The following is a 24,867-nucleotide window of genomic DNA, read 5'->3' as shown; positions in this document are numbered from 1 at the left end:
GTACCACGGGTGTGACCGCGCCCCCGACGGGCCCGGCGGGGTCGCTCAGCCGCGGGGGCCGAGCAGGCCGTGCAACGTCGCGCCGCGGTCCTCGGCCGACGCCGACTTCGTCTTCGCCGGTGTGGGGTCGGGCAGTTTCGGGCACACCGCGTCGATGTCGCCGGTGCCGTGCGGCACGGTGCCCTTGTCCAGATATGCCACCAGGTACTTGTCCAGGCAGGCGTTGCCGCTCAGCGAGATGCCGTGATTGCCTCCGCCCTCCTCCACCACCAGGCTGGAGCCGCGCAGCAGGTGATGGACCGTCACGCCGCCCTGGTACGGGGTGGCGGCGTCGTCGGTCGCCTGGAACAGCAGGGCCGGGGGCAGTGCGTCGTTCGACACGTCGACCGGCCGCAGGGAGGACGTGGGCCAGAAGGCGCACGGTGCGTTGTACCAGGCGTTGCTCCAGACCATGAACGGCGCCTTCGCGTACGCCGCCCAGTTGTCCTTGCGCCACTGTGCCCAGTCGCGCGGCCAGGAGGCGTCACGGCACTGCACCGCGGCGTAGATGCTGTAGCCGTTGTCGCCCGAGGCGTCGACCGCGCCGAGCGCCTTGTACGCCGCCACGAGAGGGCCGGAGTTCCCGGCGTTCGTGTACGCGGCGAACGCCTCCGCGAGCCGGGGCCAGCGGCCGTTGTAGTAGCCGCCGGGGATGTAGGTGTCCTCCAGCTCGGAGGCGCCCACCGTCTTCTGGGCCGGCCGCCTGGCCAGCGCCGATCGCATCGCGTACCACTTGGCCTCGACCAGGGCCGGGTCGGTGCCGAGCCGGTACGTCGCGTCGTGCTCGGCGACCCAGGCGAGGAACGCCCGGTGCCGGTCGTTGAAGGCGTAGTCCTGCTGGATGTTGTCCTCGTACCAGACACCCGTGGGGTCGACCATGGAGTCGAGCACCAGGCGGCGCACCCGCTGCGGGAAGAGCTTCGCGTAGACGGCGCCCAGGTAGGTGCCGTACGAGTAGCTGTAGTAGTTGAGCTTCTGGGCGCCGAGCGCCTGACGGATCGCGTCCATGTCGCGCACGGCGCTGACCGTGTTGATGAACGGCAGCACGCCCGCGTACTTGGCCGCGCACGCCTTGGCGAACGAGGCGACGCGGGAGAGGTTGGCCCTCTCCAGGGACGGCAGGCGGGGCACCGTGTCCGGGCGGACGGGGTCGAAGTACCCGGGCTTGCAGTTCAGAGCGGGTTTGCTCTGGCCCACGCCCCGCGGATCGAAGCCGATCACGTCGTACTGCGACGCCACCGCCTTGGGCAGCGCGGACGCGATGTACCCGGCGAGCGTCAGACCGCTGCCGCCGGGCCCGCCGGGGTTGACCAGCAGCGGCCCCTGATAGGTGTGCGCGGTGTGGGGGACTCGGGACAGCGCCAGCGTGATCTGCTGTCCACGCGGGTTCGCGTAGTCGAGCGGCACCGTCACGGACGCGCACTGGAGCGTCGGGTACTTGGTGGTGCCGCACTTCTTCCAGGTGGGTTGCGCCCCTTGAGCGGTGTGCGATGCGCTGGCGTCGGCCGGGACGGCGGTGAGCATCCCGGCCACCACGACGGCGGCGCCGCACAGCACGGCTGCGCGTTGTCTCATGTCAGGCCTCCCAGGACGGAGGGGATAGGACCATGAATGCCTGGTCCCTGCCGCATCGTCCCGGTTTGCCCGACTGAAAGAACATGATCGGGCAAGACTTGACCCGATTGGGCCGCGTGATGCGCTCGCATGCCTCTGAAAGATCGTCAGAAGCCGTGTCGCTGCACGACCGTCCGGATACCCCCGGACGTCCGCCGCGGACGGGCGGGCCGGAGGTCAGATGAGCGACAACTGGGTGGGCCCCGTCTGCACCACCGGTTCCGGCGCGAGAGGTTCGGGCTCGGGCCTGCTGGTCCTGCGCGGCATCCCGGGCCGCGTCGGTCCGATGCCGTACTCCTGTGCCAGTTCGTGCACCTGACCGGTGATCCGGCGCTGATACCACTTCGGCGCGTACGCGCCCTCCGCGTACAGCCGTTCGTAGCGGCGCACGAGGTAGGGGTGGTGTTGTTCCAGCCAGGCCATGAACCACTCGCGTGCTCCCGGGCGCAGATGCAGCACCAGCGGGGTCACCGAGGTCGCGCCGGCGGCGGCGATCGCCCGTACCGTGGCGCGCAGTTGGGCCGGCTGGTCGCCGAGGAACGGAATCACGGGGGCCATCAGGACACCGCAGCCGATGCCCTGATCGGCCAGGGCGCGCACGACGTCCAGCCGGCGCTCCGGTGCCGGGGTGCCCGGTTCGACGGTGCGCCACAACTCGTGGTCGACGAAGCCGACGGAGACGGAGATGCCGACGTCCGTGACCTGTGAGGCCTGCTTCAGCAGGTCGAGGTCGCGCAGGATCAGCGTGCCCTTGGTGAGGATCGAGAACGGATTCGCGTGGTCGCGCAGGGCCGAGATGATGCCGGGCATCAGCCGGTAGCGGCCCTCGGCCCGCTGGTAGCAGTCGACGTTGGTGCCCATCGCGATGTGCTCTCCCCGCCAGCGCCGGGAGCCGAGGTGGGAACGCAGCAACTCCGGTGCGTTGACCTTCACCACGATCTGGGAGTCGAAGCCGAGCCCGGTGTCGAGGTCCAGGTAGCTGTGCGTCTTGCGTGCGAAGCAGTACACGCACGCATGCGTGCACCCCCGATAGGGGTTGACCGTCCATTCGAACGGCATGCGGGAGGCGCCCGGTACCCGGTTCACGATCGAGCGGGCTCTGACCTCGTGGAAGGTGATGCCGCGGAACTCCGGCGTGTCGAAGGTGCGGGTCGTCACCGCGTCCGCGTCGAACAGTGCGGCGTTGCGGGCCGCGGCGGGGTTCTCGGCCAGATGGTCCCAGCGCATGGGGCGCCTCCTCGGTAGCACTGGACCCAGAATAGAACACCTGTTCCCTTGATCGCGATGTGGATTCGGTTACTCGTTCGATTTCATGGAGCGTCGCGCCCGACCTGCGCCTCCTCGTCCGTCCGGTCCGTGGTCCGAGAGGTGTGCTCGGGGGGCCGTGGGTCGGCGCGTCCGGCGTCGTCACGTCGAGCATTGGGACATAAAGGACGTATGCGACCCAGCAATGCGGTGGAGCAACCGAAACCGCCGCAGCCTCTGTCCACGGGCGTGCGCCGCCTGACCCTTCGGGCCGGGGGCGTGGACCTGTCCTGTCTGCTCGCCGAGCCGCCGGACGGGCGGCCGCGGGCCACCGTCGTCGCCCTGCACGGCGGCGGCATGTCGGCCGGGTACTTCGACGGCCAGGCCCATCCCGACCTGTCCCTGCTCACGCTGGGGGCGTGCCTGGGCTTCACGGTGCTCGCCGTGGACCGCCCCGGCTACGGACTGTCCGCCGGGCAGCTGCCCGGCGGACAGACCCTCGCGGAGCAGGCCGACGTGCTGGATTCCGCCATGCAGCGGTTCGCCGAGCAGCACGCCACGGGAGCCGGCTTCTTCCTGCTGGCGCACTCCTACGGGGGCAAGCTGGCCCTGGTGACGGCCGCGCGCGGGGCCGGTCTGCTCGCCCTGGACGTGTCGGGCTGCGGACACCGCTACGACCCGGGGGCGGCCGGACTGCTGCGGATGCCGACCGGCGCCGACCGGCGGCGCAACTGGGGGCCGCTGCGGCTGTATCCGCCGGACACCTTCCGTTCGATCGGCTCGATCGTGGTACCCATGCCGGATCGTGAGGCGGCTGAAGTCGCCCGCTGGCCGGGGACGTTCGACGAACTCGCGCCGCGGGTGCGGGTACCGGTCCGGCTGACCTTCGCCGAGCACGAGGCGTGGTGGCTGCACGGCGAGAGTGACGTCGCCGATCTGACCGCACGCCTGGTGGCGGCCCCCGTCGTCCGTGTCGACCGTCAACCGGACGCGGGCCACAACATCAGCCTGGGCCGGACGGCGCGTGCCTACCACCTGCGCGCCCTCGCCTTCTTCGAGGAACGGCTCGCCCTGCAGGCGGCTTCTCCCAGGCCGTGAGCGGTGCCGGCCGGGAACGCGCCGCCCGGAGCGGATGTCCCGTCAGAAGCCGTGTGCCGGGTGTGATGGGATGGCGCACGCCCCCCATCACACGTACAGGAAGAGGACAGTCATGGCGCAGGTAGAGGCCACGACGGAGCGGATCATCGCGGCGGACGCCGAGACGGTGTTCGACGCACTCGCCGACTACAGCGGCACCCGTTCGAAGCTGCTGCCCGAGCAGTTCAGTGAGTACGAGGTGCGCGAGGGCGGCGACGGCGAGGGCACCCTCGTGCACTGGAAGCTCCAGGCCACCAGCAAGCGCGTCCGTGACTGCCTTCTGGAGGTGACCGAGCCGACCGAAGGTGAACTCGTCGAGAAGGACCGCAACTCCTCCATGGTCACCACCTGGCGGGTCACCCCGGCCGGCGAGGGCCGGTCCCGTGTCGTCGCGACCAGCACCTGGAAGGGGGCGGGCGGCATCGGCGGCTTCTTCGAGAAGACCTTCGCGCCCAAGGGCCTCGGCCGGATCTACGACGCGGTGCTCGCCAGGCTCGCCACCGAAGTGGAGAAGTGACACCGGGGAGGGCGCCGGCCGCTCACGGCACGGAGCCGTGAGCGCCGTCAGGACTCCCGGCGCGCTCCGGGGCGCGGAACTCGCGTTCCGAGCCTCCGGAGCGCGTTTCCGTGGTCGTCGGGCTGACGTCCGCGCTCACCGTTTCGGGTGGTTTTCCGTGGGATGCGGTTGTACGCCGTAGGGCTTCCGACCGGCGGATACCCGTTTCCGACGCACCTCGCGAGTGACTCGTCGCGCTTGATCGCAGTTGTTGCGCAATGCGAGAAATGGGCGGCGCAGGCGCGACGAGGGGAGCGGTTAGGTGGGCGGGACGACTGCGGTGCACGTGGACAGCGAACGGGTCGTACGGCCCGTGGTCCCGGACGCGCCCCGTGCTCCGGTCGAGGCACCCGTGGGACCCGCGGAGGCGCTCGGCCCTCGCCGGGTGCGGCTGGTCTTCGTCGGGCTCATGCTCGCACTGCTGCTGGCCGCCCTCGACCAGATGATCGTGGCCACCGCGCTCCCGAAGATCGTCGGTGAGCTGCACGGCCTCGACCGGATGTCCTGGGCGATCACCGCGTACCTGCTGACCTCCACGGTGGGGCTGCCGGTCTACGGCAAGTGCGGCGACCTCTTCGGCCGCAAGGGGGTCTTCCAGTTCGCGATCGGCGTCTTCGTCGTCGGCTCGGCACTCGCGGGGCGGGCGCAGAGCATGGACCAGCTGATCGCCTTCCGCGCCGTCCAGGGCGTCGGCGCGGGCGGACTGATGATCGGCGTGCAGGCGATCATGGCCGACATCGTGCCGCCCCGCGAACGCGGCCGCTTCATGGGCATCATCGGCGCGGCCTTCGGTCTCGCGTCCGTGGCCGGGCCCCTCCTCGGCGGGTACTTCACCGACCACCTCTCCTGGCGCTGGTGCTTCTACGTCAACGTGCCCTTCGGCCTTGTCACCCTGGCCGTGGTCGCCGTCGTGCTGAGACTGCCGAAGCCCACCACGAAGGCCCGTCTCGACGTCATCGGCACACTGCTGCTGGCCGCCGCCTCGACCTGTCTGGTGCTGTTGAGCAGCTGGGGCGGGACCGAGTACGCCTGGGGGTCCCGGGTCATCCTGGGCCTGGGCGCCGGTGCGGCCCTCGCGAGCGTGCTCTTCCTGATCACCGAGAGGTTCGCCGTCGAACCCCTCATCCCGCTGCGGCTGTTCCGGGACTCCGTCTTCAACATCACCGCCCTGGTGGGGCTGGTCGTCGGCGTCGCGCTGTTCGGCGCGGCCAGTTATCTGCCCACCTTCCTGCAGATGGTCGACGGGGCGAGCGCCACCGAGTCCGGGCTGCTGATGCTGCCGATGATGGCCGGGATCGTCGGGGCCTCGATCGTCTGCGGACAACTCATCAGCCGCACCGGCCGCTACAAGGTCTTCCCGCTCCTCGGCAGCGCCCTGGCCGCCGTCGGCATGTGGCTGCTGTCCCTGCTGGAGATCGGCACACCACGCTGGCAGTACAGCATCTGGATGGCCGTCCTCGGCACCGGCATCGGCATGGTGATGCCGGTGCTGATCCTGGCCGTGCAGAACTCCGTGCGCCCCGCCGACCTCGGCACAGCGACCAGCGCCAACAACTACTTCCGGCAGATCGGCGGCAGCGTCGGTGCCGCCGTCTTCGGCACCCTCTTCGCGGGCCGGCTCTCCGACGCGCTGGCGGACCGCCTCACACCGCGGGCCGGGACGGGGCTGCCCGATCCTGACTCCATCACCCCGCAGCTCGTCCACGCACTCCCGCCGGCGGTGCGCGACGCGTACATCGCCGCCTACGCCGACGCCATGCCGAGGATCTTCCTCTACCTCGTGCCGGTGATCGTCCTCGGCCTGCTCATCGCCTTCTTCCTCAAGGAGAAACCACTGGTGTCCCACAACGCCCCCGTCGACCAGCAGCCCGCGGCCCAGGTCCCGCAGGCACGTTCGCCGTACGCCGCCGGAGTGCCCGTGTGCGGCACCGTCCAGCACCCCGACGGCACCGTCGTGCCGCGCGCCGCGCTCACCCTCATCGATGTCGCGGGAGTGCAGATCGGACGCGGCGCGAGCGGCGAGGACGGCCGGTACGCGCTGTCCACGCCCGGAGCCGGCTCGTACGTCCTGATCGCCGCCGCGGGCGGCCACCAGCCGCAGGCGGTCTCCGTGACCGTCGGGGAGCGCCCGGTCGAACTGGATGTCGTGCTCGGTGGTGCGGGACGGCTCGCGGGCAGTGTGCTCACGGCCGACGGCACGCCCGTGCGCGACGCCGCGGTCACGCTCACCAACGTGCACGGAGAGGTGGTCGCGAGCACCCGCAGCGGGCGTGAGGGCGGGTACGTCATCAGCGAGCTGGTGGCCGGCGAGTACACCCTCGCCGCCAGCGCGCCCGCGTTCCGCCCGGCCGCGCTGCCCGTCACCGTGCAGGCCTCGCGCGAGACCCGGCAGGACGTCGAACTCGCGGGCGGCGCCGTGCTGCGCGGCACGGTGCGGGCGGGGGACGGGCGGCCGGTCGAGGACGCCCGGGTGACCCTGCTGGACGCGGCGGGCAACGTCGTCGACACGATGACGACCGGAGCCGACGGAACGTTCCGTTTTGTCGATCTGTCGTCAGGGGAGTACACGGTGATCGCCGCGGGATACCCGCCGGTGGCCACGGTGCTGCAGGTCGCCGGGGGCGGCCGCACCGAGCGGGACCTTCAGCTGGGCCACGAGGACTGAGGGGAGCGGGCGGCGGGACCGGCCGACGGCGGCCGGTCCCGCCGCCCGGTGTCCCCGCCGGCGCGGGCAAGCCGGTGTGGTTCGAACTGACGCTGCCTCGCCGCTGAGCCGTCGGGGGGCGCCCGAAGGTGCGCGGTGCCGGCGGGACCCGAGCGCGCCGGCGGCTCGAAGGCACGGTGGAGGAAGGCGCCGCATGCTTGTCGCCCGGCTCCGGGCGCGGTAGACCGATCCCGCCCGTCGTCTTGCTCAAGGGTCTGGCCCGGAGCGCCGGCGGGCCGCCCGCCGAGCCCGCCCCCGTCTTCCGGCACGGCATCGCCCCCGGAGAGGTGGCCGATGCGGCGGTGCCGGAGTGTCCGCGCTCGGCCGGTCTCGGGGTTCTGGCGAGCGGTGACCTTCCGCTGGTCACCACGGAGCACTCGGCGGACGGCGCACGCATCGAACCGCCGTCGAAGTGGATCGCCGCGGGGCGGGAGCCCTGAGCCGGGGAGCAGCCGACCGGACGCGGCGTCCGCGACGGGGCGGAGGGGCATCGTCGCCCGCGGGCTGCGTCAGGCTCCCGTCCCCGGTGCCGCCGTCGTGCCCCTGACCTCCAGGGAGGGGGGCCTGAGCACGAGTTCGGCCGGGCGGGTGGGATCGGTGATGCGGTCGAGCAGGCACCGGGCGGCGCGGCGCCCGACGTCGTGGCTGCCGTTGTCCACCGTGGTGAGCCACAGATGGCGCAGGCGGGAGAGATACGTGTTGTCGTACCCGACGAGGGAGAGGTCGCGCGGGACGCGGAATCCGAGCTCCTCGGCCGCGGACAGGGCGCCGACACACGCTATGTCGTTGAACGCGAGGACGGCGGTGGGGCGTTCACGGGCGCTCAGGAGGCGCACCGCGGCCCGGTAGCCGCCCTCCTCCGTCGGATCACCCTGCTCGACCACGGCCGTGTCCGCGAGACCGTGTTCGCGCATGACACCGTCGAAGCCGCGCCGCCGCAGTGCGCCGACCACCCCCTGCCCGGCGATGTGCGCGATCCGGCGGTGACCGAGGCCGATCAGGTGCTCGGTGGCGAGGCGGGCGCCCTGCTCGTCGTCGCCCGCGACGATGTCGACCGACGGCAGTTCCGGCTCGCGGGCGCCCGCGACGACGGTGGGGATGCGGGCCGCCGCCGTGCGCAGTGCCTCGGAGGGCGGGAGTGTGCCGACGGCGATCAGTCCGTCGACCCGCAGGTCGGTGAAGGTGCGGGTGAGGTCCTCGCCGAGACGCCGGTTGAGATGTCCGTCGGCCAGCAGAGTGTGCAGACCGGAGTCGTGCAGCAGGGAGTTGAGGCCGTCGAGCAGTTCCACGAACCAGGGGTTGCGCATGTCGTTCAGCAGGACGCCGACCGTACGGGTGCGCCGCTCACTGAGGCTGCGCGCGGCGGCGTTGGGACGGTAGCCCAGTTCCTGGACGGCGGCCAGCACGGCCCGCCGCTTCTCCGGACGTACCTGGTCGGAGCCGCGCAGCACCAGGGAGACCAGCGACTTGGACACCCCGGCCCGTTCGGCCACATCGCGGATGGTCGGCGGTCTCATGTCTGGACCGTTCCATATGGCTCCTGTGCTTGTCAAAGGCGTTGACAAGTGCAGAGACGGCCACCAGTGTGAGGGTGTAGGTTCCTGGACCGGTCCAAAGAAGGGCAGTCATGGTGAGTACACTCGGCGTCGCCGTTGTGGGATTCGGCTGGATGGGACGGGTGCACACCCAGGCCTACGTCCGTGTGCCGCACCACTTCCCGCAGCTGTCCCTGCGTCCCGAACTGGTCGCCGTCGCCGACGACGTGCCCGGCCGCGCCGAGGAGGCCGCGGGCCGCTACGGCTTCGCGACGGCCGTCCGGGACTGGCGCGAGATCGCCGCCGACCCGCGGGTGCATGCGGTGAGCATCGCCGCGCCGAACTTCCTGCACCGCGAGATCGGCGTCGCCATGGCCGAGGCGGGCAAGCACATCTGGATCGAGAAGCCCGTCGGCCTCTCCGCCGAGGACGCCCGCGCCGTCGCGGGCGCCGTGGCGAAGGCCGGTGTCCAGGGCGCGGTGGGCTTCAACTACCGCAGTGCGCCGGCCGTCGCCGCCGCCCGCGAGCTGATCGCCTCCGGTGACATCGGCACCGTGACCCATGTGCGCATCCGTCTCCTCAGTGACTACGCCGCGCACCCCGAGGGCGCCCTGACCTGGCGTTACGAGCGTGAGCGCGGCGGTGGCGGGGTCCTCGGCGACCTCGCCTCGCACGGCGTGGACCTGGCCCGGTTCCTGGTCGGCGACATCGAGTCGCTGGCCGCGGACACCGCCGTCTTCATTCCCGAACGCGCCCGGCCCACGAGCGCCACCGCGGGCCACACCCGTGCCACCGGCGGGATCCCCGGACCGGTGGAGAACGAGGACTACGTCAACTGCCTGCTGCGCTTCGCCTCCGGCGCCCGCGGTGTCCTGGAGGCCTGCCGGGTCTCGGTCGGCGAGCAGAACAACTACGGCTTCGAGGTCCACGGCACCCGCGGCGCGGTGTTCTGGGACTTCCGGCGCATGGGCGAACTCCGCATCAGCCGCGGCGCCACCTACCAGGACCAGCCCGTCAGCACCGTCCACGTCGGGCCCGGCCACGGTGAGTACGCCGCTTTCCAGCCCGGTGCCGCGAATGCGATGGGCTACGACGACCTGAAGGTCATCGAGGCGTACCACTTCCTGCGGTCGATCGAGGAAGGCACCGCGTACGGTCCGACCCTCGAGGACGCCGTGTCCAGCGCCGCGGCGCTGGACGCCATGAGCGCTTCGGCCGAGCGGCGCGGGTGGGTGCGGCCGGTGGTGTGAGCGGGTGTGTGCCCGCCCCGGAGGCCGGCCCGGCGGGATGACGATCCGCCGGGCGCGGGACGAGCCGGGCGCCGGGCGTCTCTTCCCGCCCGGCGCGCGCCGTCAGGGCCGCACGAGGAGCTGGAAGTCGAATGCGTAGCGCGAGGCGCGGTAGATGTGGGTGCCGTACTCGACAGCCCGGCCCGTGTCGTCGTACGCCGTGCGCTGCATGGTCAGCAGGGCGGCGCCCTCCGGTTCGCCCAGTCGCTCGGCCTCCTCGGGGGTGGCGCAGCGGGCGCCGACGGACTGCCGGGCGCTGTGCAGGGTGATACCGGCGCCGCGCATCATGCGGTAGAGGCCCGTCGCCTCCAGCCTCTCCGTGTCGAGGTCCAGCAGGGCCACCGGCACGTAGTTGGACAGATAGGCCATCGGCTGGCCGTGGGCCAGCCGAAGCCGCTCGATATGGCGCACCTCGTCGCCCTCGGCGATCCCCAGGGCGGCGGCGACCTCCGCCGACGCCTGCACCACCTCGTTGCGCACCACCTGTGTCGCGGGCTTCTGCCCGGCGGACTCGAGGTCGTCGTAGAGGCTGCTGAGTTCCAGCGGGCGCTTGACCTGGCTGTGCACGACCTGGGTGCCCACGCCCCGGCGGCGGACCAGCAGTCCCTTGTCCACCAGCGACTGGATGGCCTGGCGGACCGTGGGGCGGGAGAGTCCCAGTCGCCCGGCGAGCTCGATCTCGTTGCCCAGCAGGCTGCCCGGGCCCAGCGCGCCGTGCTCGATCGCCGCCTCGAGCTGCTGGGCCAGCTGGTAGTAGAGCGGGACCGGACTGCTGCGGTCGAGGGTGAAGTCGAGGGTCGCGGGGCTGGAAGTGCTCACGGGGAGAGGATAGGCGGGGGACTGGTTGACAGGAACCCTTGTCATCACATTGTCCTGACAATAGATCCGGAGGTGGCCGGTGCGGCAGGGCGCACAGCCCTTCCCGCACCGGCCACCGCGTTCCTCAGGAGTTGCTCGGGAAGCCGAGGTTGATACCGCCGTCGGCCGGGTCGGGCCACCGTGTGGTGATCACCTTGCCCTGGGTGTAGAAGGCGATGCCGTCGTTGCCGTAGACGTGCAGATCGCCGAAGAGCGAGTTCTTCCAGCCGCCGAAGGAGTGGTATCCGACGGGCACCGGGATCGGCACATTGACGCCGACCATGCCCGCCTGGACCTCCAGCTGGAAGCGGCGCGCGGCGCCGCCGTCCCTGGTGAAGATCGCGGTGCCGTTGCCCCAGCGGGAGGCGTTGATCAGCTCCACGGCGTCGTCGTAGGTCTCGGCGCGCACCACGCACAGCACCGGGCCGAAGATCTCGTCCCGGTACGCGTCCGCGGTCACCGGCACCCTGTCCAGCAGCGAGACGCCGATGAAGAAGCCGTCCTCGTGGCCCTCCACCGAGTAGCCCGTGCCGTCGACCACGACCTCGGCCCCCTGCTCCGCCGCGCTCGCCACGTACGAGGCCACCTTGTCGCGGTGCTCACGTGTGATCAGAGGGCCCATCTCCGACGCGGGGTCGTCCCCGGGGCCGATGCGCAGGCTCTTCGCCCGCTCGGCGATCCTGCCGACCAGCTCGTCGCCGGTGTCCCCGACCGCCACCACGACCGAGACGGCCATGCAGCGCTCGCCGGCCGAACCGTAGGCGGCGTTGATGGCCTGGTCGGCCGCGAAGTCCAGGTCGGCGTCCGGCAGGACCAGCATGTGGTTCTTGGCACCGCCGAGGGCCTGCACGCGCTTGTCGTGCTCGACCGCCTTGAGCTGGATGTACTTGGCGATCGGGGTGGAGCCGACGAAGGAGACCGCGGCCACGTCCGGGTGCTCGAGGAGCCGGTCGACGGCCACCTTGTCACCCTGCACGATGTTGAAGACGCCGTCCGGCAGGCCCGCCTCGGCCAGCAGCTCGGCGAGCCGGAGGGAGGCGGACGGGTCCTTCTCGCTCGGCTTGAGCACAAAGGCGTTGCCCGTCGCGATGGCCAGCGGGAACATCCACATCGGCACCATGGCCGGGAAGTTGAACGGTGTGATGCCCGCGACCACACCGAGCGGCTGGCGGATCGAGGCGACGTCCACACGGGTGGAGACCTGGGTGGACAGCTCGCCCTTCAGCTTCTCGGAGATGCCGCAGGCCAGTTCTACGATCTCCAGGCCTCGCGCGACCTCGCCGAGAGCGTCCGAGTGCACCTTGCCGTGCTCGGCGGTGATCAGCTCGGCGATCTCGTCGCGGTGCGCGTCCAGCAGTTCGCGGAACTTGAACAGGATCGCCGTGCGCTTCGCGAGCGAGGACTGCCCCCAGCTCTCGAAGGCCGCCCTCGCGGCGGCGACGGCGGCGTCGACCTCGTCCGCGGTGGCGAAGGCGATCTGCTTCTCCTGGGCGCCGGTGGCCGGGTTGTAGACGGGACCGAAGCGGTCCGAGGTGCCCTCGACGGGCTTGCCGCCGATCCAGTGGCTGATGGTCTTCATGGTGCGGGGGCCTTTCGTGAGCGGGGGTCAGAGGTGGTGCCGGCGGTCGGCGGTGTGCCGGTCGTACCGCTCGCGGGCGGCCAGGGCGGCCGGCCGGGAGGCGACCTCGGCGACGGGCACGTCCCACCAGGCCTCGGCACCGGGGGCGGTGGGCGCCGGGTCGGTCTCGACGTAGACACAGGTGGGCCGGTCGGATGCGCGCGCCGCGGCCAGCGCGTCACGCAGTTCCCGCACGGTCTTGGCGCGCAGCACGTCCATGCCGAGGCTTCCGGCGTTGGCGGCGAGGTCCACCGGCAGCGGGGCCCCGGTGAAGGTCCCGTCGGCGGCGCGGTGGCGATAGGCGGTTCCGAAGCGTTCGCCGCCCGTCTCCTCGGACAGGCCCCCGATGGAGGCGTAGCCGTGGTTCTGGATGAGGACCAGATTGACCGGCAGGCCCTCCTGTACGGCGGTGACGATCTCGGTCGGCATCATCAGATAGGTGCCGTCGCCGACCAGCGACCACACCGGCGTACCCGGAGCGGCCTGCTGGACACCGATCCCGGCCGGGATCTCGTAGCCCATGCAGGAGTAGCCGTACTCGAGGTGGTACTGGCGGGGCGAGCGGGCCCGCCACAGCTTGTGCAGGTCGCCGGGGAGCGAGCCGGCCGCGTTGATCACCACGTCGTCGTCGCCCACGACCGAGTCCAGGGCGCCGAGGACCTGGGTCTGGGTCGGTACGGCGTTGTCGTCGTCCGCGCGGAAGGCGGCCGCCACGACCTCTTCCCAGCGCTCCTTGCCCGCACGGTACTCGGCCACGTACGCGTCGCTCACGTGATGGCCGGCAAGGCCCTCGGACAGTGCCTCCAGACCCGCTCGTGCGTCGGCCACCAGGGTGTTGCCGGCGAGCTTGTGGGCGTCGAAGGCGGTGATGTTGAGGTTGAGGAACCGGACGCCGGGGTTCTGGAACAGCGTGCGGGACGCGGTGGTGAAGTCGCTGTAGCGGGTGCCGACTCCGATGACCAGGTCGGCGGTGCGCGCCAGGTCGTCGCAGACGGCGGTGCCGGTGTGACCGATGCCGCCGAGGTCGGCCGGGTGGTCGTGGCGCAGCGAGCCCTTGCCCGCCTGGGTGGAGGCGACCGGGATGCCGGTGGCGTCCACCAGTGACTTCAGCGCCTCCTCGGCCTCGCTGTGGTGGACGCCGCCGCCTGCCACGATCAACGGCCGTGCGGCCGCGCGGATCGCGCGGATCGCCTCCGCCAGCTCCGTGCGGTCGGGTGCGGGACGGCGCACGTGCCAGACGCGCTCGGCGAAGAAATCCTCCGGCCAGTCGTACGCCTCCGCCTGCACGTCCTGCGGCAGGGCGAGGGTGACCGCGCCGGTCTCGGCCGGGTCGGTCAGCACCCGCATGGCGTTCAGCGCGGACGGGATCAGCATCTCGGGGCGCGTGATCCGGTCGAACCAGCGGGAGACGGGACGCAGCGTGTCGTTGACGGACACGTCGGCCTCGACGGGGTGTTCCAGCTGCTGGAGCAGCGGGTCGGCCGGACGCGCGGCGAAGTAGTCGCCGGGCAGCAGCAGGACCGGGAGGCGGTTGATGGTGGCGAGCGCGGCACCGGTGACCAGGTTGGTGGCGCCGGGGCCGATGGAGGTGGTGACGGCCTGCGTGGAGAGCCGGCCCCGCTGGCGGGCGTAGCCGACGGCGGCGTGCACCATCGCCTGTTCGTTGCGGCCCTGGTGGAAGGGCATGGCCTCCTCGCCGGCCTCGAGCAGCGCCTGGCCGATCCCGGCGACGTTGCCGTGGCCGAAGATGCCCCACGTGCCGGCGATCAGCCGGTGCCGTACGCCGTCGCGCTCGCTGTACTGCGCGGACAGGAACTGCACCAGTGCCTGGGCGACCGTCAGGCGGCGCACTGACTGGTTCGGGTGGCTCATCGGGACCTCATTCGGACGGCTTCGTACGCGAAGGACTTCACTGGGCGGGAGCGGCGTAGAGCGGGAGGCGGGGGTCGACGGGCTGCTCGGGCCAGGTGTCCCGGATCCATGCGTGGTCGGGGTGGTCGCAGATCAGCCAGGCGCGGTCGGGGTCGGGTCCGGCCATGACGTTCAGGTAGTACATGTCGTGGCCGGGCACGGCCATCGACGGGCCGTGCCAGCCGTCCGGGATGAGGACGACGTCACCGTCGCGCACCTCCGCCAGCACGTCCGTCCCCCCGGCGTGCCCGGAGGGGGAGACCCGCTGGTAGCCGAGTCCGGGCGTGCCGTCGTGGGCGGCGAACTCGAAGTAGTAGATCTCCTCCAGCTCGGACTCCTCGCCGGGCCGGCGCTCGTCGTGCTTGTGCGGCGGGAAGGAGGACCAGTTGCCGCCCGGCGTGATCACCTCGACGGCGATCAGCCGGTCGCACTCGAACACCCCGGCGGCACCGAAGTTGTTGACCTGGCGGGAGCAGTTGCCGGTGCCGCGCAGTTCGACCGGGACGGAGGAGGCGGGGCCGTAGCGTGCGGGCAGCCGGCGCTCGCAGCGGGCGCCGGTGAGCGCGAAGCGGCCGCCCTGGTGGGTCGTGATCGACACCTGTGCGTCGCGCGGCACATAGGCGAAGTCGCTGACACCGCTGAACACGCTCGTGCGCCCGTGCAGCCGGAAGGTGTCGTCACCGACGGCCACGGTGCAGGAGCCCGACAGGGGGAGCACGAGCCACTCGCTGTCGCCGGTGTCGAAGGCATGCCGGCCCTCCGGCGGCAGTTCGAGCACCCGCAGGCTGGAGTAGCCCCATCCGGCGGATTCGGGGGAGACGTCGACGGTGTGGTCGCCGGAGGCGGCCCTGCCCGCGGGAAGGTGGTGCGTGGTGGTCATGATGCCCTTCGTCGTTGCGGTGTCACAGCAGGCCGACCGCGGTGTCGACCGCGGTCTCCACACTGCCCTCGGCGGGATAGAGCAGGGACCGGCCGACGACCATGCCCTGCACGGTGGGCAGGCGCAGCGCCTTGCGCCACCTCTCGTACGCACCCTCCTGGTCCCTGCCGACCTCGCCGCCGAGCAGCACGGCGGGCAGGGTGGACGTCTCCAGGGCCTCGGCGGTCTCGTCGGGGTCGTCGGTGACGGGCAGCTTGAGCCAGGTGTAGGCGGAGGTGCCGCCGAGCCCCGAGGCGATGGCTATGGAGCGGGCCACGGCCTCGGCGCTCAGGTCGTTGCGCACCCTGCCGTCGACCCTGCGGGACAGGAACGGTTCGACGAACAGCGGCAGCCTCCGCGCGGCCATGTCGTCGACGGCGCGGGCGGCGGACTCCAGGGTGCGCAGGGAGCCGGGGTCCTCGTAGTCGATGCGCAGCAGCAGTTTCCCGGCGTCGAAGCGCAGCCGCTCGATGTCCTCGGGACGGTGGCCGGTGAAGCGGTCGTCCATCTCGAAGGCGGCGCCGGCGAGTCCGCCGCGGTTCATGGAGCCCATGACCACCTTGTCGTCCAGAACGCCGAGGAGCAGGAGGTCCTCCAGGATGTCCGCGGTGGCCAGCACCCCGTCCACGCCGGGCCGGGCCAGAGCGACGCACAGGCGTTCCAGCAGATCGGCCCGGTTGGCCATGGCCGACCGGTGCTCGCCGACGCCGAGAGCCCCGCGGGCCGGATGGTCGGCGGCCACGATCATGATCCGGCCGCTGTCGCCGATCAGCGGTCGGCGCACCCGGCGTGCCGCGGCCTCGGCGATGGCCTCCGGGTGACGGGCGCGCACCGTGGCGAGGTCGGGGATGCTGATGGTCAAGACAGGCTCCGTTCAGGGGGTGGCGGCGGTCGGCCGCGTGCGAGAGGCCTCGGCGGGACGGTCAGTCGCGTGCGAGGAGGCCGGCGACCTCCGGTTCGGTCGGCATCGCGGAGGAGCAGGCAAGACGGGAGGCGACCAGCGCCCCGGCCGCGTTCGCGTGGCGCACGGTCTTCTCCAACGGCCAGCCGGAGAGCAGTCCGTGGCAGAGCGAGCCGCCGAACGCGTCTCCGGCGCCGAGTCCGTTGACCACCTCCACCGGTACGGGCGGTACCTCGGCCGTCGTGCCGTCGCGGTGCACGGCGAGCACACCCTTGGGTCCCTGCTTGACGACCGCCAGTTCCACGCCGGCGTCCAGCAGCGCCCGGGCGCAGGCCTGCGGTTCGCGTACTCCGGTGGCGATCTCGCACTCGTCGAGGTTGCCGACGGCCACGGTGGCGTGGCGCAGCGCCTCGGCGTAGTAGGGCCGCGCCGAGGCGGGGTCGCTCCAGAACATGGGGCGCCAGTCGAGGTCGAAGACCGTGGTGCCGGCCTTGTCCCGGGCCGCGAGGGCGGCGAGCGTGGCCGAGCGGCTAGGCTCCTCGCTCAGACCGGTGCCGGTCATCCAGAAGATGCGGGCCGAACGGATGGCGCCGAAGTCCAGTTCGTCGGCGTGGATCTCGAGGTCGGGTGCCTTGGGGCGGCGGTAGAAGTACAGGGGGAAGTCGTCCGGCGGGAAGATCTCGCAGAACGTGATCGGGGTCGGAAGAGCGGCCACGGGGGTGACGAACCGGTCGTCGACGCCGAACTCCTTGAGCTGCTGGTGCAGATAGGTCCCGAAGGGGTCGTCGCCGGTCCGGGTGATCACCGCCGTGCTACGGCCGAGTCGCGCGGCCGCCACCGCCACGTTGGCCGCGGAGCCGCCGAGGAACTTTCCGAAGGATTCGACCTCGGGGAGCGGCACACCGGTCTGCAGCGGGTAGAGATCCACACCTATGCGCCCCATGGTGATGAGATCGAAATGTTCGGCAGGCTCAGGCATGAGCGTCGCTCCTCGTGCGGGGATGCGGGGTCGGATGTCCGCAAGGCGGGACATCGGGGCCCGGATGCCTCACAGGTGTAGGCCGCACGGGTTGCCCCTGTCAAGACTTTGTTCTTACATTCGGACCTGCTTCTGAAATGATGTCTTAACAAAGTATTGACAGGCGGGTGCCGCAGGGGTTTGTATCCCGTCCCAGCGAATCCGCCGGTTCACCCGGTACCTACCCGGACATCCCGTCCGGACCCGGGCGGGACATCCCGTCCGGCGTCGTCCCTTCCCGTCCCCTTTCCCCCCGGTCGCACAGTGAGGTGCAGGAAAGATGGATCGCACGTTTCACCCCCGCCGTTCCCTCAGGGTCGCCCCGCTCGTCGCGATAGCGGCGGCGTCGGCGCTGCTCGTCGCCGGCTGCTCCAGCAGCTCGGGTGGAAAGAAGGCGGAGGAAAGCAGCTCCGGCGCCGCCGCGGGCAAGGCGGACACACCCCGTATGACGGTCGCACTGGTCACCCACCAGGCGCCGGGCGACACCTTCTGGGACATCGTCCGCAAGGGCGCCGAGGCGGCCGCGGCCAAGGACAACATCAAACTCGTCTACTCCGCCGACCCGAACGCCGGCAACCAGGCCAACCTGGTCCAGAACGCGGTCGACCAGAAGGTCGACGGCATCGCGATCACCCTGGCCAAGCCGGACGCGATGAAGGACGTCGTGAGCAAGGCCAAGTCCGCCGGCATCCCGGTGGTGGGCCTCAACTCGGGTGTGAGCGACTGGCAGAAGCTCGGCCTGATGGAGTTCTTCGGGCAGGACGAGAGCGTGGCGGGCGAGGCGCTCGGCAAGAAGCTGAACGAGGTCGGCGCGAAGAGCACCGTCTGCGTGATCCAGGAGCAGGGCAACATCGGGCTCTCCCAGCGCTGCGACGGTGTGAAGAAGACGTTCAGCGGCAAGACCCAGATCCTCTACGTCAACGGCACCGACATGCCGTCGGTGAAGTCGACGATCACCGCGAAGCTCAAGCAGGACAGCTCGGTCGACTACGTCGTCACGCTCGGCGCGCCGTTCGCGCTGACGGCGGTGCAGTCGCTGTCCGACGCGGGCAGCAAGGCGAAGGTCGCCACGTTCGACCTCAACAAGGACCTGACCAGCGCCATCAAGAAGGGCGACATCCAGTTCGCCGTCGACCAGCAGCCCTACCTCCAGGGTTACCTCGCGGTCGACTCGCTGTGGCTGTACAAGAACAACGGCAACTACAGCGGCGGCGGTGAGCAGCCGGTGCTGACCGGCCCGGCCTTCGTCGACAAGTCGAACGTCGACACCATCGCCACCTTCGCCGCGAAGGGCACCAGGTGATGACCATGTCCCAACAGGCTGCGCCGGCGGTGACCTCACCGCCGGCCTCCGGCCCCGAGGAGCGTGACGGCCGGACCGCGCAGCGCTCCCTCGTGTTGCGGCTGCTGGCCCGGCCCGAGGTCGGCGTCTTCCTCGGCGCCGTCGCGGTGTTCGTCTTCTTCTTCGCCATGGCACCCACGTTCCGCTCGGGCAGCGCCATGGCCACCGTCCTCTACCAGTCGTCCACCATCGGGATCATGGCGCTGCCCGTGGCCCTGCTGATGATCGGCGGCGAGTTCGACCTGTCGGCCGGTGTCGCGGTGATCACCTCCGCGCTGACCGCCAGCATGGTCAGCTTCCAACTCACCATGAACGTCTGGGTGGGCGTGATCGTCGCGCTCGTCGTCTCGCTCGCCGTCGGAGCGTTCAACGGGTGGATGATGGTGCGCACCGGGCTGCCCAGCTTCCTGGTCACCCTCGGCACCTTCCTGGGTCTGCAGGGCATCAACCTCGCGGTCACCAAGCTGATCACGGGCAACGTGGCGACCGACGACATCAGCGACATGGAAGGCTTCGACCAGGCCAAGGCGGTCTTCTCGTCGTCGTTCACCGTCGGCGGCGTCCAGTTCAAGGTCACCGTCCTGTGGTGGCTGTTCTTCGCGGCGCTGGCGACCTGGGTGCTGCTGCGCACCAAGTACGGCAACTGGATCTTCGCCGTGGGCGGCAACAAGGACAGTGCGCGGGCCGTCGGCGTGCCCGTGAAGTTCACCAAGATCTCGCTGTTCATGCTGGTCGGCTTCGGCGCCTGGTTCGTGGGCATGCACCAGCTGTTCTCCTTCAACACCGTGCAGTCGGGCGAGGGCGTCGGCCAGGAGCTGATCTACATCGCCGCCGCGGTGATCGGCGGCTGTCTGCTGACCGGTGGCTACGGCTCCGCGATCGGCCCGGTGTTCGGCGCCTTCATGTTCGGCATGGTGAGCCAGGGCATCGTCTACGCCGGCTGGAACCCCGACTGGTTCAAGGCCTTCCTCGGCGTGATGCTCCTCGGCGCCACGCTCATCAATCTGTGGGTCCAGAAGTCTGCGACCCGGAGGTGACCCCCATGACGACCGCCGACACCGGCAAGAACAACGACCAGGCCGCCCCCGCCGACGGGACTCCCGTCGTCGAACTGCGCGGCACGGGAAAGTCGTACGGCAACATCCGCGCCCTGCACGGAGTCGACCTCGCCGTCCACCCCGGCAAGGTCACCTGCGTCCTCGGCGACAACGGCGCCGGCAAGTCCACCCTGATCAAGATCATTTCCGGGCTGCACCAGCACACCGAGGGCGAGTTCCTGGTCGACGGCGAGGCCGTGCGTTTCGGCACCCCGCGCGAGGCCCTGGACCGGGGCATCGCCACCGTCTACCAGGACCTGGCCACCGTGCCGCTGATGCCGGTCTGGCGCAACTTCTTCCTCGGCTCCGAGATGACGAAGGGCCCCTGGCCCGTCCGTCGTCTGGACATCGCCCGGATGAAGAAGACCGCGGACGAGGAGCTGCGGAACATGGGCATCGTGCTGGACGACCTCGAGCAGCCCATCGGGACGCTGTCGGGCGGCCAGCGCCAGTGCGTCGCCATCGCCCGCGCCGTCTACTTCGGCGCTCGCGTCCTCATCCTCGACGAGCCCACGGCCGCGCTCGGGGTCAAGCAGTCCGGTGTCGTCCTCAAGTACATCGCCGCCGCCCGCGACCGCGGCCTCGGCGTCATCTTCATCACCCACAACCCCCACCACGCCTACATGGTCGGCGACCACTTCAACGTCCTGCGCCTCGGCACCCTGGAACTCAGCGCCGACCGCAGCGAGGTCAGTCTCGAGGAGCTGACCAACCACATGGCGGGCGGCGCCGAACTCGCCGCCCTCAAGCACGAGTTGGCGCAGGTCCGCGGCGTCGACGTCGAGGAGCTCCCCGAAGCGAAGGACCTCCAGGCACCCATGGCGGCATCTTCCGAAGGGAATTCCTGACATGACGCAAGCCCTGGACCGCATCCGGGTCGGCTCGGCACCCGACTCCTGGGGTGTCTGGTTCCCCGACGACCCGCAGCAGGTGCCCTGGGAACGCTTCCTGGACGAGGTCGCCGACGCCGGCTACTCCTGGATCGAGCTCGGCCCGTACGGCTACCTGCCGACCGACCCGGCCCGTCTGACGGACGAGGTGGCCAAGCGGAACCTGAAGGTGTCGGCCGGCACGGTCTTCACCTCCCTGCACCGCGGACCGTCCGTGTGGGAGTCCACCTGGGAGCACGTCGGCCAGGTCGCCGCGCTCACCCAGGCGATGGGCGCGAAGCACCTCGTGGTCATCCCCTCCTTCTGGCGGGACGACAAGACCGCCGAGATCATCGAGCCGTCGGAGCTCACCACCGAGCAGTGGGCACACCTCACCAAGGGCATGGAACGGCTCGGTCACGAGGTCAAGGAGACCTTCGGCCTGGACATCGTCGTGCACCCGCACGCCGACACCCACATCGACACCGAGGCCCACGTCGAGCGCTTCCTCGACTCGACCGACTCCGACCTCGTCAACCTCTGCCTGGACACCGGGCACTACGCCTACTGCGGCGGTGACAGCGTCAAGCTCATCGAGACCTACGGCGAGCGCATCGGCTATCTGCACCTCAAGCAGGTGGACCCGGAGATCCTCGCCGACGTCGTGTCGAACGGGGTGCCCTTCGGCCCCGCCGTCCAGCGCGGAGTGATGTGCGAGCCCCCCGCGGGCGTTCCGGCGCTCGAGCCGGTCCTCGCCGCCGCCCAGGGCCTCGGCGTCGACCTCTTCGCCATCGTCGAGCAGGACATGTACCCCTGCGCGCCGGACAAGCCGCTGCCCATCGCCGTACGCACCCGGGCGTTCCTCCGCTCCTGCGGCGCCTGATCACCACCGAAGGGACGAACGACCACCATGACCCAGCGTGGAACGCTCGGAGTCGCCGTCATCGGTACCGGGCGGATGGGCGCCGACCATGTGCGCCGCATCAGCGAGGTGATCAGCGGGGCCCGGGTGGCCGCCGTCGTGGACGTGGACGCGGAACGCGCCAAGAACGTCGCGGCAGGCGTCGAGGACTGCACCGCGTACACCGAACCGGCCGCGGCGATGGCCGCCCCCGACGTCGACGCGGTCCTCATCGCCTCGCCCGGCCCCGCGCACGAGTCGGCGCTGCTCGCCGCCTTCGAACGCGACCTGCCCGTCCTGTGCGAGAAGCCGCTCACCCCCGACGCGGCCTCCGCGCTCAGAGTCCTCGAGGCCGAGCAGCGGCTGGGCCACCGGCGGGTCCAGGTCGGCTTCATGCGGCGCTACGACGCCGAGTACGTGAAGCTCAAGGCCCTGCTGGACAGCGGACAGCTGGGCCGCCCGATGATGCTGCACAACCGGCACCGCAACGCGTCGAGCCCGCCCGGCTTCACCGACGCGATGCTCATCAACGACTCGGTCGTGCACGAGATGGACGTCACGCGCTGGCTGCTCGGCCAGGAGATCACGGCGGTGACGGTGCTGCGCCCGACGCCCTCGGCCGTCGCCCCTGAGGGCCTCGCCGACCCGCAGCTCATCGTCCTGGAGACCGACGGCGGCGCCCTCGTCGACGTGGAGATCTTCGTCAACTGCGGCTTCGGCTACCAGGTGCAGGCCGAGGCGGTCTGCGAGCGCGGCACCGCCCGGATCGGCGACGGGCACGCCATGGTCACCAACGCGGCGGGACGCTGGGGCGGGACCATCGCCCAGGACTTCGTGGAGCGCTTCGAGGAGGCGTACGACCGCGAGGTGCAGGCGTGGGTCGACGCCACCCGGCGGGGCGAGGTGACCGGGCCGAGCGTCTGGGACGGTTACGCCGCGGCAGCGGTCTGCGAGGCGGGGGTGCGCGCCCAGACGGAGGGGCGCCGCACGGAGGTCGAACTGATCGGGCGTCCCGCGCTGTACCGCTGACACGTGCGTCGCGCGGCCGGTCGCGGACCGGCCGCGCACGACGTTCCCGAGGCGTCGGGGCAGACGGGCGGCCGTGGCGGGACACTTTTCCACAGGGCTGGGCACGCATCGTCACGAGCGCGTAAGTTGCCGGACATGAAGATCCTCATCAGCGCCGACATGGAGGGCGCCACCGGTGTGACCTGGCCGGCCGACGTGCTGCCGGGGACCCCGCAGTGGGAGCGGTGCCGGTCGATGTTCACCTCGGACGTGAACGCCGCCGTGCTCGGCTTTCTCGACGGCGGCGCCGACGAGGTGCTGATCAACGAGGCCCACTGGAGCATGCGCAATCTGCTTCTCGAGCGGCTGGACGAGCGGGCGCAGATGCTCACCGGTCGGCACAAGTCCCTGTCCATGGTGGAGGGCGTGCAGCACGGGGACGTGGACGGCGTGGCGTTCATCGGCTACCACGCGGGCGCCGGCGCGGAGGGCGTCCTGGCACACACCTACCTCGCGAACTCGATCACCGGGGTCTGGCTGAACGGCGTCCGCGCCAGCGAGGGCCTGCTGAACGCACACGTGGTCGCCGAGTACGGCGTGCCCGTCGTCCTCGTCACCGGCGACGACGTGGCCTGCGAGGACGCACTCGGATATGCGCCGGAGGCGCTCAAGGTCGCCGTGAAGGACCATGTCTCGCGGTACGCGGCCGTGTGCCGCACCCCGGCCAGGACCGCCGCCGACATCCGTGCGGCCGCCAAGGAGGCGTCCGCGCTGGCGGTGCGTCACGAGCCGGTGCGCGGCGGGCCGTTCACCGTGACGCTGGAGTTCGACGCGGAGCATCTGTCGATGGCAGCCACCGTCGTGCCGGGCGTGGACCGCGTCGGCGAGCGGAAGGTGGCGTACACGAGCGAGACCATGTACGAGGGGATCCGGACCTTCAAGGCGGTCACCACGATCGTCTCGGCCGCGGTGGAGGAGCAGTATGGCTGACGAGCAGGCACTCGAGGAGGTCGTGCGCTTCACGTCCGACCTCATCCGCATCGACACCACGAACCGCGGTGGCGGCGACTGCCGGGAGCGGCCCGCCGCCGAGTACGCGGCGGCGGCACTGGCCGGGGCGGGCCTGGAACCCACCCTGCTGGAGCGCACCGAGGGCCGGACGAACGTCGTCGCCCGTATCGAGGGCACCGACCCCTCCGCGGACGCCCTGCTCGTCCACGGCCATCTCGACGTGGTGCCGGCGGAGGCCGCCGACTGGAGCGTGCACCCGTTCTCCGGCGAGGTCCGCGACGGCGTCGTGTGGGGCCGGGGCGCGGTCGACATGAAGAACATGGACGCGATGATCCTGGCGGTCGTGCGCTCCTGGGCGCGTTCGGGCGTACGGCCGCGCCGCGACCTCGTCATCGCCTTCACCGCCGACGAGGAGGCGAGCGCGCAGGACGGCTCAGGCTTCCTCGCGGACCGGCACGCCGACCTCTTCCAAGGATGCACCGAGGGCATCAGCGAGTCGGGGGCGTTCACCTTCCACGACGGCGGTGGACGGCAGATCTACCCGATCGCCGCGGGCGAGCGGGGCACCGGTTGGCTCAAGCTCACCGCCCGCGGCCGCGCCGGTCACGGCTCCAAGATCAACCGTGCCAACGCGGTCACCCGGCTCTCCGCGGCCGTCGCCCGCATCGGCGCGCACGAGTGGCCCCTCAGGCTGACGCCGACGGCGCGCGCGGCGCTCGTCGAACTCGCCGCCCTGTACGGCCTCGACGCCGACCTGGACGATGTGGACGGCCTGCTGGACAAGCTCGGGCCGGCCGCCGCCCTCGTGGCGCCGACGGTCCGCAACAGCGCCAACCCGACCATGCTCGACGCCGGATACAAGGTCAATGTGATCCCCGGAGAGGCCGTCGCCTACGTCGACGGACGCTATCTCCCGGGTGGCGAGGACGAGTTCCGCACGACCCTCGACGAGCTCACCGGCCCCGACGTGGACTGGGAGTTCCACCATCGCGAGGTGGCCCTCCAGGCACCGGTGGACTCACCGACGTACGCCCGGATGCGTGCCGCGGTGGAGGAGTTCGCGCCCGAGGGGCACGTGGTGCCGTACTGCATGTCCGGCGGCACGGACGCCAAGCAGTTCTCGCGCCTCGGCATCACCGGCTACGGGTTCGCGCCGCTGAAGCTTCCCGAGGGCTTCGACTACCAGGCGCTGTTCCACGGAGTCGACGAGCGTGTGCCGGTCGAGGCGCTGCGGTTCGGCGTCCGGGTCCTGGACCGCTTTCTGCGCACCGCGTGAGGGACGTGGGGGAGAAGAC

At 71.0% G+C, this 24,867-nt stretch carries 21 protein-coding genes; 12 read left to right on the top strand and 9 right to left on the bottom strand.

The features are described 5' to 3' along the window. Window positions 1-45: 45 nt before the first annotated feature. On the bottom strand, window positions 46-1,614 hold the full coding sequence (locus ACSHXN_RS10010; protein ID WP_355128184.1) for an alpha/beta hydrolase: 1,569 nt from the start codon (window positions 1,612-1,614) through the stop codon (window positions 46-48). Window positions 1,615-1,830: 216 nt separating this feature from the next. Beyond that, complete coding sequence (locus ACSHXN_RS10005; RefSeq protein ID WP_355128186.1) at window positions 1,831-2,880, bottom strand: Rv2578c family radical SAM protein; 1,050 nt, start codon at window positions 2,878-2,880, stop codon at window positions 1,831-1,833. 210 nt (window positions 2,881-3,090) lie between these two features. On the opposite strand from ACSHXN_RS10005, the gene ACSHXN_RS10000 reads away from it, so the two are divergent. The 4 genes from ACSHXN_RS10000 (at window position 3,091) to ACSHXN_RS09985 (ending at window position 7,735) form a co-directional block, all read left to right on the top strand. Beyond that, a complete protein-coding gene (locus ACSHXN_RS10000; protein ID WP_355128188.1) occupies window positions 3,091-3,996 on the top strand; it encodes an alpha/beta hydrolase in 906 nt (301 codons plus the stop codon). Window positions 3,997-4,108: 112 nt separating this feature from the next. Beyond that, window positions 4,109-4,552 carry an SRPBCC family protein gene (locus ACSHXN_RS09995; RefSeq protein ID WP_059129417.1) on the top strand — a complete coding sequence of 148 codons (444 nt, stop codon included), beginning with the start codon at window positions 4,109-4,111 and terminating at the stop codon, window positions 4,550-4,552. Window positions 4,553-4,853: 301 nt separating this feature from the next. Continuing rightward, complete coding sequence (locus tag ACSHXN_RS09990) at window positions 4,854-7,256, top strand: MFS transporter (RefSeq protein ID WP_438302953.1); 2,403 nt, start codon at window positions 4,854-4,856, stop codon at window positions 7,254-7,256. Between the two features lie 242 nt (window positions 7,257-7,498). Then, window positions 7,499-7,735: a hypothetical protein gene (locus ACSHXN_RS09985; RefSeq protein WP_383352950.1), complete on the top strand. Its 237-nt coding sequence runs from the start codon at window positions 7,499-7,501 to the stop codon at window positions 7,733-7,735. A 69-nt stretch (window positions 7,736-7,804) separates the two neighbouring features. On the opposite strand, the gene ACSHXN_RS09980 is transcribed toward ACSHXN_RS09985, so the two are convergent. Next, window positions 7,805-8,812, bottom strand: a complete 1,008-nt coding sequence (locus ACSHXN_RS09980) for a LacI family DNA-binding transcriptional regulator (protein WP_355796397.1) — start codon at window positions 8,810-8,812, stop codon at window positions 7,805-7,807. Window positions 8,813-8,922: 110 nt separating this feature from the next. Between ACSHXN_RS09980 and ACSHXN_RS09975 the strand changes: the two genes are divergently transcribed. Continuing rightward, complete coding sequence (locus ACSHXN_RS09975; RefSeq protein ID WP_355128192.1) at window positions 8,923-10,080, top strand: Gfo/Idh/MocA family protein; 1,158 nt, start codon at window positions 8,923-8,925, stop codon at window positions 10,078-10,080. Window positions 10,081-10,182: 102 nt separating this feature from the next. Here ACSHXN_RS09975 and ACSHXN_RS09970 read toward each other — a convergent pair whose 3' ends face one another. From ACSHXN_RS09970 to iolC, 6 genes are all read right to left on the bottom strand, one after another. Beyond that, the gene (locus ACSHXN_RS09970) at window positions 10,183-10,983 is read right to left on the bottom strand and encodes a GntR family transcriptional regulator (RefSeq protein ID WP_355128194.1); all 801 of its coding nucleotides are present in this window, start codon (window positions 10,981-10,983) and stop codon (window positions 10,183-10,185) included. A gap of 79 nt (window positions 10,984-11,062) precedes the next feature. Next, the gene (locus ACSHXN_RS09965) at window positions 11,063-12,556 is read right to left on the bottom strand and encodes a CoA-acylating methylmalonate-semialdehyde dehydrogenase (RefSeq protein WP_355128196.1); all 1,494 of its coding nucleotides are present in this window, start codon (window positions 12,554-12,556) and stop codon (window positions 11,063-11,065) included. Between the two features lie 27 nt (window positions 12,557-12,583). Continuing rightward, on the bottom strand, window positions 12,584-14,467 hold the full coding sequence (gene iolD / locus ACSHXN_RS09960) for a 3D-(3,5/4)-trihydroxycyclohexane-1,2-dione acylhydrolase (decyclizing) (protein WP_355128198.1): 1,884 nt from the start codon (window positions 14,465-14,467) through the stop codon (window positions 12,584-12,586). 37 nt (window positions 14,468-14,504) lie between these two features. Beyond that, the gene (iolB, locus tag ACSHXN_RS09955; protein WP_355128200.1) at window positions 14,505-15,386 is read right to left on the bottom strand and encodes a 5-deoxy-glucuronate isomerase; all 882 of its coding nucleotides are present in this window, start codon (window positions 15,384-15,386) and stop codon (window positions 14,505-14,507) included. A 22-nt stretch (window positions 15,387-15,408) separates the two neighbouring features. Continuing rightward, on the bottom strand, window positions 15,409-16,287 hold the full coding sequence (locus ACSHXN_RS09950; RefSeq protein ID WP_355128202.1) for a Cgl0159 family (beta/alpha)8-fold protein: 879 nt from the start codon (window positions 16,285-16,287) through the stop codon (window positions 15,409-15,411). A 61-nt stretch (window positions 16,288-16,348) separates the two neighbouring features. After that, the gene (iolC, locus tag ACSHXN_RS09945) at window positions 16,349-17,305 is read right to left on the bottom strand and encodes a 5-dehydro-2-deoxygluconokinase (RefSeq protein ID WP_355128204.1); all 957 of its coding nucleotides are present in this window, start codon (window positions 17,303-17,305) and stop codon (window positions 16,349-16,351) included. A 319-nt stretch (window positions 17,306-17,624) separates the two neighbouring features. Between iolC and ACSHXN_RS09940 the strand changes: the two genes are divergently transcribed. The 7 genes from ACSHXN_RS09940 to ACSHXN_RS09910 all read left to right on the top strand — a co-directional run bounded on the left by ACSHXN_RS09940 (window position 17,625) and on the right by ACSHXN_RS09910 (window position 24,848). Then, on the top strand, window positions 17,625-18,647 hold the full coding sequence (locus ACSHXN_RS09940; protein WP_355128205.1) for a sugar ABC transporter substrate-binding protein: 1,023 nt from the start codon (window positions 17,625-17,627) through the stop codon (window positions 18,645-18,647). Further along, a complete protein-coding gene (locus ACSHXN_RS09935) occupies window positions 18,647-19,723 on the top strand; it encodes an ABC transporter permease (protein WP_355128207.1) in 1,077 nt (358 codons plus the stop codon). The genes ACSHXN_RS09940 and ACSHXN_RS09935 overlap by 1 nt, the downstream gene beginning before the upstream one ends. Before the next feature lie 5 nt (window positions 19,724-19,728). Further along, window positions 19,729-20,631, top strand: a complete 903-nt coding sequence (locus tag ACSHXN_RS09930; protein WP_355128209.1) for an ATP-binding cassette domain-containing protein — start codon at window positions 19,729-19,731, stop codon at window positions 20,629-20,631. A 1-nt stretch (window position 20,632) separates the two neighbouring features. Further along, the gene (locus ACSHXN_RS09925) at window positions 20,633-21,535 is read left to right on the top strand and encodes a sugar phosphate isomerase/epimerase family protein (protein WP_355128211.1); all 903 of its coding nucleotides are present in this window, start codon (window positions 20,633-20,635) and stop codon (window positions 21,533-21,535) included. 27 nt (window positions 21,536-21,562) lie between these two features. Further along, window positions 21,563-22,582, top strand: a complete 1,020-nt coding sequence (locus ACSHXN_RS09920) for a Gfo/Idh/MocA family protein (protein WP_438302952.1) — start codon at window positions 21,563-21,565, stop codon at window positions 22,580-22,582. Window positions 22,583-22,717: 135 nt separating this feature from the next. Beyond that, on the top strand, window positions 22,718-23,551 hold the full coding sequence (locus ACSHXN_RS09915) for a M55 family metallopeptidase (RefSeq protein WP_356109304.1): 834 nt from the start codon (window positions 22,718-22,720) through the stop codon (window positions 23,549-23,551). Beyond that, window positions 23,544-24,848 carry a M20/M25/M40 family metallo-hydrolase gene (locus tag ACSHXN_RS09910; RefSeq protein ID WP_355796384.1) on the top strand — a complete coding sequence of 435 codons (1,305 nt, stop codon included), beginning with the start codon at window positions 23,544-23,546 and terminating at the stop codon, window positions 24,846-24,848. Before ACSHXN_RS09915 ends, ACSHXN_RS09910 begins: the two co-directional genes overlap by 8 nt. Window positions 24,849-24,867 lie beyond the last annotated feature (19 nt).

The organism is Streptomyces sp. HUAS TT11, from assembly GCF_051553595.1.
Taxonomy (GTDB): Bacteria; Actinomycetota; Actinomycetes; order Streptomycetales; family Streptomycetaceae; genus Streptomyces.
This window is presented reverse-complemented; position numbering and strand designations above follow the sequence as displayed.